This window comes from Tissierella sp., from assembly GCF_031460495.1.
Lineage (GTDB): Bacteria > Bacillota > Clostridia > Tissierellales > Tissierellaceae > JAVKTS01.
On the sequence record NZ_JAVKTS010000007.1, the window covers coordinates 25953 to 39874 of the forward strand.

At 33.1% G+C, this 13922-nt stretch carries 11 protein-coding genes; 8 read left to right on the top strand and 3 right to left on the bottom strand.

Features of this window, described 5'->3' with window-relative positions:
• Positions 1-85: 85 nt before the first annotated feature.
• The 7 genes from gcvT (at position 86) to RIN63_RS13925 (ending at position 7968) form a co-directional block, all read left to right on the top strand.
• Positions 86-1180: a glycine cleavage system aminomethyltransferase GcvT gene (gcvT, locus tag RIN63_RS13895; RefSeq protein ID WP_310445348.1), complete on the top strand. Its 1095-nt coding sequence runs from the start codon at positions 86-88 to the stop codon at positions 1178-1180.
• 19 nt (positions 1181-1199) lie between these two features.
• On the top strand, positions 1200-1583 hold the full coding sequence (gcvH, locus tag RIN63_RS13900) for a glycine cleavage system protein GcvH (RefSeq protein WP_310445349.1): 384 nt from the start codon (positions 1200-1202) through the stop codon (positions 1581-1583).
• Positions 1584-1586: 3 nt separating this feature from the next.
• The gene (gene gcvPA, locus RIN63_RS13905) at positions 1587-2933 is read left to right on the top strand and encodes an aminomethyl-transferring glycine dehydrogenase subunit GcvPA (protein ID WP_310445350.1); all 1347 of its coding nucleotides are present in this window, start codon (positions 1587-1589) and stop codon (positions 2931-2933) included.
• The gene (gene gcvPB / locus RIN63_RS13910; protein WP_310445351.1) at positions 2930-4384 is read left to right on the top strand and encodes an aminomethyl-transferring glycine dehydrogenase subunit GcvPB; all 1455 of its coding nucleotides are present in this window, start codon (positions 2930-2932) and stop codon (positions 4382-4384) included. Before gcvPA ends, gcvPB begins: the two co-directional genes overlap by 4 nt.
• 11 nt (positions 4385-4395) lie before the next feature.
• On the top strand, positions 4396-5805 hold the full coding sequence (lpdA, locus tag RIN63_RS13915; protein WP_310445352.1) for a dihydrolipoyl dehydrogenase: 1410 nt from the start codon (positions 4396-4398) through the stop codon (positions 5803-5805).
• Positions 5806-5882: 77 nt separating this feature from the next.
• The gene (locus tag RIN63_RS13920; RefSeq protein WP_310445353.1) at positions 5883-6491 is read left to right on the top strand and encodes a phosphatase PAP2 family protein; all 609 of its coding nucleotides are present in this window, start codon (positions 5883-5885) and stop codon (positions 6489-6491) included.
• A 76-nt stretch (positions 6492-6567) separates the two neighbouring features.
• The gene (locus tag RIN63_RS13925; RefSeq protein WP_310445354.1) at positions 6568-7968 is read left to right on the top strand and encodes a hypothetical protein; all 1401 of its coding nucleotides are present in this window, start codon (positions 6568-6570) and stop codon (positions 7966-7968) included.
• Between the two features lie 37 nt (positions 7969-8005).
• Here the strand turns inward: RIN63_RS13925 and RIN63_RS13930 are convergent, their stop codons facing one another.
• Both RIN63_RS13930 and RIN63_RS13935 read right to left on the bottom strand, forming a co-directional pair.
• Positions 8006-9823 (bottom strand): ABC transporter ATP-binding protein, encoded by a 1818-nt coding sequence (locus tag RIN63_RS13930; RefSeq protein WP_310445355.1) that lies wholly within the window; start codon positions 9821-9823, stop codon positions 8006-8008.
• Positions 9824-9834: 11 nt separating this feature from the next.
• A complete protein-coding gene (locus RIN63_RS13935; RefSeq protein ID WP_310445356.1) occupies positions 9835-11628 on the bottom strand; it encodes an ABC transporter ATP-binding protein in 1794 nt (597 codons plus the stop codon).
• A gap of 388 nt (positions 11629-12016) precedes the next feature.
• On the opposite strand from RIN63_RS13935, the gene RIN63_RS13940 reads away from it, so the two are divergent.
• On the top strand, positions 12017-13597 hold the full coding sequence (locus tag RIN63_RS13940; protein WP_310445357.1) for an FAD-dependent protein: 1581 nt from the start codon (positions 12017-12019) through the stop codon (positions 13595-13597).
• Positions 13598-13648: 51 nt separating this feature from the next.
• On the opposite strand, the gene RIN63_RS13945 is transcribed toward RIN63_RS13940, so the two are convergent.
• Positions 13649-13918 (bottom strand): DUF3343 domain-containing protein, encoded by a 270-nt coding sequence (locus RIN63_RS13945; protein WP_310445358.1) that lies wholly within the window; start codon positions 13916-13918, stop codon positions 13649-13651.
• Positions 13919-13922 lie beyond the last annotated feature (4 nt).

Consider the following 13922-nt stretch of genomic DNA (forward strand, 5'->3'; position numbering starts at 1 on the left):
TAAAATTATCTAAACTAAAGGAGTTTATTTTTACTTTATAAGGGTAACATACATGTAGTGTCAAATTATAGGAAGGAGTGGTTAAATGGAAGCAAAGAAGACCCCATTATATGATGAACATGTGAAATTGGGAGGTAAAGTAGTTGATTATGCAGGCTGGTTCCTTCCAGTGCAATACGAAGGCTTAGTAGCAGAACATGAAGCAGTTAGAAATGCAGCAGGTTTATTTGATGTATCTCACATGGGTGAAATTACAGTAAAAGGAAAGGATGCTTTAGCATATGTAGACTATCTTATGACAAATGATATAACTAAGATAGTAGACAATCAAGTAATCTATACTTTTATGTGTATGCCAAATGGAGGAGTAGTGGATGATTTATTAGTTTACAGGTTTGATAACAATGATTTTTACTTAGTTGTAAATGCTTCAAACGCTGATAAAGATTTTAAATGGATGCTTGATCAAAAGGGTAACTTCGATGTAGAAATAACTAACATTTCCGACAGTGTGGGAGAAGTTGCAATACAAGGACCTCTAGCTCAGCAAATATTACAAAAACTAACGAAGACAGATTTAAATAAAATCACATTCTTTACATTAGATAGAAATGTTGATATCAATGGAGTAGAATGCATGGTATCAAGAACTGGATATACTGGAGAAGATGGTTTTGAAGTATATACAACTAATGAAGGAATAGTAAAAGTATGGAATGACATAATGGAAGCTGGAAAAGAAGAAGGAATTAAACCAACAGGATTAGGATGTAGAGATACTCTTAGATTTGAAGCATCATTACCATTATATGGACATGAAATGTCTGAAGAAATCAACCCATTAGAAGCTGGATTCAAATACTTTGTAAAGCTTGATAAGGAAGGGGATTTTATAGGTAAAGAAGCTCTGAATAAACTATGGAGCGATGGTCTTAAGAGAAAATTAGCTGGATTTGAAATGATCGATAGAGGAATTCCAAGAGAAGGATATGAAATACAAAAAGATGGAGTAACAATAGGTCATGTAACTACAGGCTATATGTCCCCTACTCTAAAGAAAAATATTGGTAATGCACTAATTTCAACAGAATTTACTGAGTTAGGTACAGAAGTTGATATAATAATAAGAAACAAACCAGCTAAAGCTAAAATAGTAAGCAAGAAATTCTTAAAAAAATAAAAAATTAGGAGGGTTAATAATGAAAGTAGTTAAAGATTTATTTTACACAAATGATCATGAATGGGTTAAAGTTGAAGGTAATGTTGGGGTTATAGGTATAGCAGATTATGCACAACATCATTTAGGAGACATAGTTTATGTAGAACTACCTGAAGTTGATGATGAAATTGCTAAAGGAGATTCATTTGCAGCTATAGAATCAGTTAAAGCAGCATCAGACATTTATATGCCAGTTGGTGGAAAAGTAATAGAAATAAATGAAGAATTAATTGATGATCCAGCTCTTTTAAATGCAGATGCATATGAAAACTGGATGATTAAAGTAGAGATATCAGATAAGGCTGAACTAGATGAATTAATGACAAGTGAGGACTACGAAAAGTTTTTAGCTGAGGAGGAATAAAATATGTATCCATACATTCCAACGACTCACGAAGATGAACAGGAAATGTTAAAGTCCATAGGACTTAATTCATTAGATGATTTATTTAGTGATATTCCAGAGGATATGCGTTTAAATAGGGAATTGAAGCTACCTAAGTCAAAGAGTGAATTAGAAGTTAAAAATTATCTAACTTCTTTAGCAAATAAAAACTGTTCACTAAGTGAATTGACTTGTTTCCTTGGAGCAGGAGCATATGATCATTATATTCCATCAGTAGTAGACCATATTATTTCAAGATCAGAATATTATACATCATATACACCTTATCAACCTGAGATAAGCCAAGGAACATTACAATATATATTTGAGTTTCAAACATTAATAGCTAACCTTACAGGAATGGATATAGCAAATGCTTCACTTTATGATGGTGGAACTGCTGTTGTAGAAGCTGCTTTAATGGCTGCTGCATCTTCTAAGAAAGATGAGATAATCATATCTAAGACTGTAAGACCAGAGTCAATACAAATCCTTAAAACATATGCTCATGTTCAAAACCTAAAGGTTATTGAAATAGATATGAAAGATGGAGTTACTGACCTTGAAGAATTAGATAAACATGTAAATGATAATACTGCAGCTGTAATAGTTCAAAGCCCAAACTTCTTTGGAATTATTGAGGACTTAAAAGCTACAGGAGAAATTGCTCATAAGGCTAAAAAAGCTAGCTTCATTGCTTCAGTTGACCCAATTTCCCTTGGTATATTAAAGAAACCAGGAGAATTAGGAGTTGATGTAGTAGTAGGAGAAGGTCAAGGCTTGGGTATACCCGTTGCATTTGGTGGACCATATCTAGGATTTATGGCTACTAAGAGTGATTATATGAGAAAATTACCAGGTAGAGTAGTAGGGGAGACTGTAGATAAGAATGGAAAGAGATCTTATGTACTAACACTTACAGCTCGTGAACAACATATCAGAAGAGAAAAAGCTACTTCTAATATTTGTTCTAACCAAGGTTTAAATGTACTTGCAGCTACTGTATATATGGTTACTTTAGGCAAAGAAGGACTAAAAGAAGTTGCTATGCAAAGTACAAAGAAGGCTCATTATGCTTTTGAGCAACTTACCAAATCAGGTAAATATAAGCCACTTTTTGATAAACCTTTCTTTAAAGAATTTGCTATAACATCTGATATTGATGCTGATAGTATAAATATGAAGCTTAGAAAAGAAAATATAGTAGGCGGATATCACCTAGGGAAGGATTATTCCCAGTTTAAAAATGCTGTGTTATATGCAGTGACAGAGAAGAGGACTAAGGAAGAAATAGACAAATTAAGTAGTGTATTGGAGGGGATAAAATGAGAAAGTATGATAAGCTAATATTCGAATTGTCTAAATCAGGAAGAAAAGCTTATAACCTTCCAGAATTAGATGTAGAAGATAAATGTATAAAGAATTTTATTCCAGAAGAATTTTTATCTGATACTGAACTTAATTTTCCTGAGTTATCTGAAGTTGATGTAATTAGACATTATACAAACCTATCAAATAAAAACTATGGACTAGATACAGGATTTTATCCACTAGGTTCATGTACAATGAAATATAACCCAAAGATCAATGAAGATACAGCTAGATTAGATGGATTTGCTAATGTGCATCCATTACAAATGGAATCTTGTACTCAAGGTTCATTACAATTATTATATGAACTAGATAAATCTTTGGCAGAAATAGCAGGTATGGATAAGATGAGCTTACAGCCAGCTGCTGGTGCTCATGGAGAATTAACTGGTATCATGGTTATAAAAGCATATCATGAAAAGAATGGAGACTTTAATAGAAACAAGATTATAGTTCCTGATTCAGCTCATGGTACAAACCCTGCTACTGCAGCTATGGCAGGATATAAGATTGTAGAAGTTAAATCAACAAAAGATGGTTTAGTTGATTTAGAGGCACTAAAGGCTGTTGTAGGAGACGATACTGCAGGTTTGATGCTTACAAATCCAAATACCCTAGGAATATTTGATAAGAATATTAAAGAAATAGCTAAAATTGTTCATGATGCAGGGGGACAATTATACTATGATGGGGCTAATGCCAATGCTATTCTTGGTCATGCAAGACCTGGAGACATGGGCTTTGATGTAGTTCACTTTAACCTTCACAAAACATTCTCTACACCTCACGGTGGTGGAGGACCAGGTGCAGGACCAATTGGAGTTAAGAAACATCTAGTAGAATTTTTACCAGTACCATTAGTAGAAAAAGATGAAGATAGATATTATCTAGACTATAATCTACCTAATACTATAGGTAAAGTTAAAGATTTCTATGGCCATTTTGGTATATTAGTTAGAGCCTACACCTATATCCTTACAATGGGTAGTGATGGACTTAAAAAAGCTAGTGAAATAGCTGTACTAAATGCTAACTATATGGCTAATAAACTAAAAGATTATTACTATCTACCTATAGATACTTTATTCAAACATGAATTTGTACTAGGCGGATTAAAAGATACACTTTCAGAAGTAAGCACTTTGGATATAGCTAAGAGATTACTTGATCATGGCTATCATCCACCAACAGTTTACTTCCCACTAATCATTAACCAAGCAATAATGATAGAGCCAACAGAGTCAGAATCCAAAGAAACAATGGATGAATTCATTGAAGCTATGATTAGTATTTCAAAAGAGGCAAGCGAAGATCCAGAAAAGGTTAAAGCTGCCCCTCTTAACACTGTAGTAAGTAGGCCAGATGAGACAAGAGCAGCAAGAACTCCTGTGCTAAAATACGAAGGGTAGGTGTACACCATTTGACTAAGACTATTGCAGTTATAGGTGCTGGTCCAGGAGGCTATGTAGCAGCAATACGAGGAGCTCAATTAGGTGCAAATGTAATTCTAATAGAGAATAGGGAGGTAGGAGGTACATGCCTTAACAGAGGCTGTATCCCTACCAAAACTTATTTTAGAAATGCAGAAATTATGTCCAATTTTAAAAGAGCAGCTGAATTTGGTATAGAAGTTGGCCAATTTAAAATGGACGGAAAAGCACTTCAAGAGAGAAAAAATAAAGTAGTTAATACATTGGTATCTGGTATTGAACAACTTATTTCCTCATATAAAAACATAGAGTTTCTTGATGGAACTGGAAATATAATAGATAAAAACACTGTATCTGTAGAATTAAAAGATGGAACTACTAAAGAAGTAACTGTAGATAATATAGTTATTGCTACAGGATCTAAACCTCAAATGACTGAAACAAAAGGAGTAGACTTAGAGGGAGTAATCACTTCAGATGACCTCCTGGAAATGGAAGAAATTCCAGAGACTCTAGTTGTAGTAGGTGGAGGAGTAATAGGCTTAGAGTTTGCTAGTATATATCAAGAGCTAGGATCACATGTTATCCTTCTAGCATCTAGAATACTAAAAGATGCTGATAAGGAGATTTCAAGAAGACTTACTCCTATGCTAAAGAAACAAGGAATCGAAGCTTATTTAGATATAAGAGCCAAAGAGATTACGAAAGAAGGAAATAAACTTAAGGTCTTAGCTAAATACAAAGAAAAAGATGAAGAAATAGAAGTAATAGGAGACAAAGTACTTATTGCTTCAGGTAGGGGTCCTGTGTTTGATGGATTAAACCTTGACAAAATAGGTATTAAATATGATGATAAAGGCGTTATAGTAAATGAAGAGTTTGAAACTTCAGTACCAGGCATATATGCCATAGGGGATGTAAACAGAGGAGTACAATTAGCTCATGTTGCATCTGCCCAAGGTGAATATGTAATGGAGAAAATAATGGGACATACTCCAGATGTTAATCTAGATATATACCCTAACTGTGTATTTACTATGACAGAAGTAGCTCATGTTGGTTATACTGAGGAAGAGCTTAAAGAAAAACAAATACCATATAAGGCTAGCAAGTTTATGTTTGGAGCCAATGGTAAGGCTTTATCCCTAGGTGAAGGAGAAGGTATAGTAAAAATTCTTGCTGGAGCTGAAGATAAGAAAGTTCTAGGAGTTCATATACTAGGACCTCATGCAAATGATTTAATTGCAGAAGGTGCTCTAGCCATGGCAAATGGTTTAGATATCCATAGTATTACGAGAACAATACATGCCCATCCAACTCTTTCAGAAGCATTCTTTGAAGCTACATTAGGAATAGAAGATAAAGCGATTCACATAGCACCACCAAGAAAAAGAAAATAATGGGACAAGGGGACAGGAACCTTGTCCTATTTGTCATTATAGGGCATTGAATATATCAGTCTAATAGGGGTGAGAAGATGAATAAAAATACAAAAATAGTTATTCTAAGCTTAATGCTTATATTATTTTGTATTTTAGGATTTATGGTAAAAGGCAGTAGTGAAGGTATTCTTTTTGATGTAAGTATAATTGAATATATCCATAATAATACTAATCCAATAGTATTATCTATTATGAAATTCATTTCATTTATAGGCTCTGAAAACTTTTTAATACCAGTTACTGCTATGGTTATAGCCTATTCTTTGATTAAAAAGAATTATTATATTTCCAAATTATTATTACTAGCAACCCTAGGAAGTTCATTATTAAACAGTTTACTAAAGCAAATCTTCCGAAGAACCAGGCCTATAGAGTATTTTTTGGTGGAACAAGGAGGATTAAGTTTCCCAAGTGCGCATTCTATGGTTACAATGACTCTTTATTCTACAATAGCATTTTTATTGGCGAAAAAAGCACAAGATAAGAAGAAAAAAGAGCTGATACATATTATAGCATTTGTCATGATTTGTCTCATGGGAATTAGTAGAATTTATTTAGGTGTTCACTGGCCAACGGATGTAATAGGTGGATATTTAGCAGGTTATATATTTTATTATTTAAGTATTAGCTTAGTTAAGAAATAAACTAAATCATATTTTTCTTCACCTACATATAATCCATTGCATATTCTAAAGTACTAAAGAATATGGGAGGGATATTATGGACATCCAACTGAATGCTTTACATTATGTATATCTATTATTTACCCTTTTAATCTTAGGGGTAATGATTAGAAAGAGAGACACTACTTTAGTATGTATACTAGGAATATTTATACTAGGAATCATAGCTACATCTTCATTATCACAAGGAATAATGGGGGTATTTAACTCTTTTATCTATGCCATAGTTGAATTAATGGGAACAATCCTTATTATCTCAGTAATAGTCGCCATGAGTACAATTCTTACAAAGACTGGTGTAAACGAGATAATGGTTTCACCTTTTACAAAATTAATTAAAAGTCCTACATTAGCCTACTGGGTTATAGGAATACTTATGATGATAATATCTTGGTTCTTCTGGCCATCTCCAGCAGTAGCTTTAATAGGTGCTGTTATGTTACCAGTAGCAGTTAGTGCAGGGCTACCAGCTTTAGGTGTAGCCATGGCAATGAACTTATTTGGGCATGGAATAGCATTATCAGGAGATTTTATTATACAAGGAGCTCCAAGACTTACAGCAGATGCAGCAGGCATACCAGTAGGAGAAGTTATTTCTGCAAGTATACCTCTGGTAATAGTCATGGGGGCAGTTACAACTATAATAGCCTTCATAATATTAAAAAAGGATTTAAAATCTGGAAAACTTAAAGTGAGTAAAGAGAACAGAAGTAGAAGAATAATAGATGAGGATAAAAGTATAAAAGAGATATTGAGTAATAAGACTAAAAAAAATCTAGCCATATTTATCCCAGTATTATTTGCTATAGATGTTGCAGTTATGTTTATTGCTGATCTTCAAGGGGGAGATGCTACGGCATTAATAGGTGGAACTGCTATATTTATTCTTATAATTGTTTCTATCTTAACTCACAAAGGCAAAGCCCTAGAGGAGATAACCAAATATTTAGTAACAGGTCTCAAATTTGGATTTGAAATATTTGGCCCAGTTATACCAATAGCAGCATTTTTCTATTTAGGTGATGAAGGCTTTATAAAAGTTATAGGAGAATTTTTACCTCAAGGTTCTCAGGGATTGGTCAATGATTTAGGTATAGCATTAGCAAATACAGTACCACTAAATGCAGGAGTAGGAGCTGTCACCCTTACAACAGTAGGTGCTATAACCGGCCTAGATGGCTCAGGTTTCTCCGGAATATCCTTAGCTGGATCAGTGGCTAGATTATTTGGTGCAGCCATAGGTAAAGGCATAGCAACCCTTACAGCACTTGGTCAAATAGCGGGCATATGGGTAGGTGGTGGGACACTAATACCTTGGGCAGTAATCCCAGCAGCTGCAATATGCGGAGTAGATCCATTTGAATTAACAAGAAGAAACTTTGTACCAGTAGTGGTTGGATTAGTTGTGACGACTATAGTAGCAATGTTTATTATGTAAAAAAAGGTAGCTGACATTCATGCCAGCTACTATAATTTTATCCCAATATATCCATACTCTTTTCTTCAATAAATTGATTAGTATACAGATTATAATAATAACCCTTCTTCTTAATCAATTCCTTATGATTTCCTGATTCTTGGATTTTACCATCTCTTATAACCAATATCTTATCTGCATTTCTTATGGTAGATAATCTATGAGCTATTACGAAGGATGTTCTACCTTCCAATACAGTATTTATAGCATTTTGAATAACTTGCTCTGTTTCTGTATCAATAGATGAAGTAGCTTCATCTAAGACAAATAACTTAGGATTTCTAACTATTGCCCGGGCAAAAGATATAAGCTGCTTTTGTCCAGTAGATAATAGGCCTCCGCCTTCACCAACTTCTGTTTCATAGCCTTTTTCAGTTTCCATTATAAAGTCATGAGCATCAACTAATTTACTTGCCTCGATTATTTCTTCTTCAGTAGCTTCTAGATTACCATATTGGATATTTTCACGAATAGTACCACTGAATAGATGTGGAGCTTGTAATACATATCCTAGATTTTCATGTATCCAATTTTGTGGCATATCTTTGTAATTTATACCGTCAATTAATATTTCGCCAGCAGTAGGCTCATAGAATCTACAAAATAGATTAACTATGGTAGATTTTCCTGATCCAGTTTCACCAACTAAAGCTATGGTCTCACCTGGATTAACCTTCAGGTTAAATTTATCCAGTATTGTTTCTCCATCCTTATAGGAGAAAGATACATCTTTGAATTCAACTGATCCTTTGATTGTAGGCCAAAGTTCTCTCTTGGGATTAAATAAGTCACCATACTTTTCCATTACCTCATCACTATCTACTATGGATGGAACTTCGTTTAATAGGGAGAATACCCTCTCAGCAGAAGCTTGAGCAGATTGCAATTCTGCAAATATTACAGCTATTTGTCTAACAGGCTCAAAGAATTGAGAGCTATAAGATATAAAAGCTACTAAAGTTCCGTAGGATATAACATCCAACATAAGCGAGTTTCCACCAAAAGTTAAAGCCATAGCAGTTCCTACACTTCCTAATGCAATAACAATAGGTAAGTATATTGAAGATATAATAGTAGCTCTGATACATTTATCCCTCATGGAAGTAGTTATTTCAGAGAATTCATGTAGATTAATTTCCTCTCTAACTAAAGTCTTTGTAGTTTTAGCACCTTGTATATCTTCATTATAGGCTGCTGTAATTTTAGAATTAACTTTTCTAACATCTCTTTGAGCATTTAATATTCTTTTTTGAAAGTAAAAGCTAGTAATTACTAGAAATGGTAGTACGGATAAAGTTAACAAAGCTAATTTTGGATTTAATCTTACCATTGCAATGGTTACTGCACTCATCATAGAGAATCCCCAAGCGAGGTCTACTAAGGACCAGGATATTGTCTCTGATAACCTATTTATATCAGAAGTCATTCTGGACATTAACCATCCCACAGCTTTATCATCATAATAAGATAATGGTAGAAGTTGTAGCTTTTCAAATCCTATTTTCCTAATATCATAAGCCATTTTAGTTTCTAATTTACCAGCTAATGCTATAAATAAGAATACCGTTATAGATAGAGCTGCCACTGCTAAAATATAAATAAAAGCAAACTTCTCTATACCAACCATAGTCTTATTCTCTACAAAATTGTCTATAGCATATTTTGTCAACAATGGAAATACAGAATCTAATAATCCAAGACCAATGGTTATTAGAGTTAATACAGCAAATTGTTTCTTATATGGTTTTAGATATTTAAAGAAATTTTTCCATATATTAATTTGAATTTTATCGTAAATAATATTATCTTGTTCCATAAAAACACCTCCTATGCGTCTATTGCTTCGTCGTCTAAGGAATTTTGTATAGTATATACTCTCTTATACAATCCTTCTTCATTAATTAAACTATCGTGAGTTCCTCTTTGAATAATTTTACCTCTATCTATTACTAGTATCATATCTGCTTCTGATACAGTTGAGATTCTATGAGATATAATTATAGTTGTAGCCTTGTTTTTTCTAGTATTTAAAGCCTTTCTAATGGAAATATCAGTTTCCGTATCCACAGCAGATAAAGAATCATCGAATACAACAATAGGGCTATTATTGATTATTGTTCTAGCAATTGCCATTCTCTGTTTCTGTCCACCAGATAGAGAAACCCCTCGTTCTCCTACTAGAGTTTCATATCCTAATTCAAAGGAATTAATATCCTCATGAATAGAGGCTATCTTCGCTGCTTCATATACTTTTTCATCAGTCATACCTGGATAAGCCAATTTAATATTATCCTTTATTGTCTTAGCATAGAGGAAAGGTTCTTGTAATACCAAACCAACATTTTTTCTTATCCAAGACTTATCAATAGTATTTAATTCAACTCCATCAAATTTTATAGAGCCTTTATTATATTCATAAAGCCTTGGTAATAAATGGACTAAAGAGCTTTTTCCAGAACCTGTAGGTCCTATTAATGCAATAGTTTGACCAGTGTTTACACTAAATGAAAGATCCGATAAAACAGGTTTATCTTCTTCGTATTGAAAACAAACATTTTCAAACTCTATATTACCTTTAATATCAGGTCTTGAATTATTTTCTTCTAATAATTCTATAGGTGTCTCAAGAATTTCTTCAACCCTATTTAAAGAAACAAAAGCTTTACCCATATCTGTTAGGGTTCTACCCATCTGTCGAACAGGCCATACAAGCATATTGATATAGGAAACAAATGCTACAAATACACCTAGTGACAATTCCCCTTTATAAGATAGATAACTACCAACTACAGCAACAAAACCTACTTGAGTCATACTAAGAAAATCAGATATTCCCCAATATATTGATAGATTTTTGATTAGCTTATATGTCAACTTTTGATAATCAAAATTTCTTTCATCAAATTTATCAACCTCAAATTTTTGTCTTGAAAAAGCTTTTACAACTCTTACCCCGGTTAAGTTCTCCTGAAGTGTAGTAGTCATTCTAGCTTCAGCTTCATCTGATGCAGTAAAATCTTTTTTTACTTTTTTAAAGAATATAAGTGCAAATGAAAATGTAATAGGTAATATCAATACAGATGCAAAAGTCAGCTTTATATTCATACTGAACATTATAGAGATTACTAAGGCTATCATAAATACTGAACCTACAATTTCCATTAGTTGGATTGCTATAAATCTTTTAATAGTATCTACATCAGAAGTACATTTTTGTATAAGCTCGCCAGTTTCAGATTTCACATGATAATCATAAGGCAATCTCTGAATATGATCATAGAGCTTATCTCTCATTTTTTTAGTTGTACCTTCTGCAGCTTTACTAGATAAGGTATTCTTTAAGTACAAGAATATCCCCCTTACAATAGTAACAGAAAGTAATAATATACCTATTATCCAGAGTTTTTCCCTAAGTATATCTCTTCCCCCGAAGATATTTACAGTCCTTTGAATAATTGAAGATTTAATAGATTCTTCTCTAATTATATTATCAAAGGTGGTGCTTAGGATTAGAGGGGTAACGGTAGTTAGTATTTGAGATATTATAATAGAAATTATTCCAAATAGATAAATAAGTCTGTACCCTTCCATAAATTTTAGTAGTTTTTTAAATTCCCTCATTTTTTCCCTCCTTAATTAAAAAAACCATAGGTAGTATCCTATGGTTAATTACTAATATATTAAGACGGCATAATCCTAGTAAAATATAAAAAACCATAGGCGAACACACCTATGGCATCAAATACAACAGTTAAAAACTAACAGTTTTCCTTAGGTCGTGCTACAAATTTTATAAAATTTTCATTCATTTTTACCACATAATCTAATCTGATCATCTTCACGACCTCCTTTCTTATATTTGCCAATAATAACATTATATACAACTGGATATAAATAGCAAGCTTTTTTTGAAAATATTATTTAAAATTTAACATAAATATTATATATATTCAATTTTCATCCCTTAGGGTATAATATAGAATGATAAAACATACTGAGGAGAGAACAAATGATTAGAATACAAGATATAAAATTAAATCTAAAAGAGGATAAGAGTAAGTTAAAGGAAGAAATACTAAAGGCACTAAATATAAAAGAGGAATACATAATATCTTATAGTATTTTCAAAGAATCAATAGATGCTAGAAAGAAAAATGATATTCATTTTGTATATACAGTAGATGTAGAAGTATCAAATGAAGATAAGATATTGAAGAAATCAAAAAACAAAAAAATATCTATTAGTCCAATTATTTCTTATGACTATGTAAATAAAGGAGAAAAGAATATTAGCAAAAGACCAGTTATAGTTGGTATGGGACCAGCAGGATTATTTGCAGGGCTCATTTTAGCACAAATGGGTTATAAGCCTATATTACTTGAGAGAGGTAAAGCTGTAGAAGAGAGAGCTATAGATGTTGAATTGTTTTGGAATACTGGAAAATTAAATACTGAGTCCAATGTACAATTTGGAGAAGGTGGAGCAGGAACCTTTTCAGATGGAAAACTAAACACCCTAATTAAAGATCCTAGAAGTCGTAAGGTCCTAGAAGAATTTGTAGTAGCTGGAGCTCCAGAAGATATTTTGTACAAGAATAAACCCCATATTGGAACTGATATACTTAGAAATGTCGTTGCAAATATACGAAAGACTATAATTTCTCTAGGTGGAGAAGTAAGATTTCAATCTAAAGTCACTGATTTAATTATTGAAGATGAAAAGGTGACAGGAGTTATAGTAAATAATAATGATACAATATATACAGATATTTTAATTCTGGCACTAGGGCATAGTGCTAGAGATACATTTCAGATGCTATATAATAGACAGCTTAGCTTAGTACAAAAAGCATTCTCCATAGGAGTACGAATTGAACATCCACAGGAAATTATCGATAAATCACAATATGGTGATTTCGCTAAGGATTCCAAACTAGGAGCTGCAGATTATAAATTATCTGGACATTTTGATAATGGAAGATCTGCCTATACCTTCTGTATGTGCCCTGGTGGAGAAGTAGTAGCAGCTGCATCAGAAGAAAACAGACTTGTGACAAATGGAATGAGCTATCATGCAAGGGATAAAGAAAATGCAAATAGTGCTTTATTAGTTGGTATCACTCCAGAGGATTTTGGAAGTCCACATCCACTAGCTGGTGTAGAATTTCAGAGAAGATTGGAAGAGCAGGCATTTCAGACAGGTGGTGGAGATTATACAGCTCCAGCTCAACTAGTAGGAGATTTTTTGAGAGATATACCATCTGAAAAACTTGGTATTGTTAAAGCAACTTATGCTCCAAAAATAAAGCTAACAGATCTTAGAGAATGTTTGCCAGGCTATGTCGTAGAGACTATAAAAAAAGCATTGCCTGAGTTTAATAAAAAAATAGAAGGCTTTGCGCATCCAGATGCAATAATGACAGGAGTGGAGTCCAGGAGCTCATCCCCTGTGAGAATTCAGAGAGATAACAATTATGAAAGCAATATAAAAGGCATATATCCAGTAGGCGAAGGAGCTGGGTATGCTGGAGGAATTATTTCTGCTGCAGTAGATGGAATAAGAATAGCAGAGCAAATAGCAAGTGAATAAATATAATATAAGCCTCAGTCACTGATTATATCAATGGCTTGAGGCTTATAATTACTTGTTTATATGTTTTGAAAACCAACTGCTGCCCTTTTTATCTACTATCTTATGAAAAGAATCAATTTGAACATCATTTTCTTCACACCATCCTAGTATATCTAACTCAAATTCGCAGGGGATTTTCGCTGCAGTCCCACAGCTGGAACTAACTTGCCTAGGTACGGGCATCAATTTAATATCAATAGATTTACTTTTCATAAGTTTTTCAAATATTAAAGCATGCTGAGTAATATGAAATGTAACTACACAATAAAAATCCTGCAAAAGA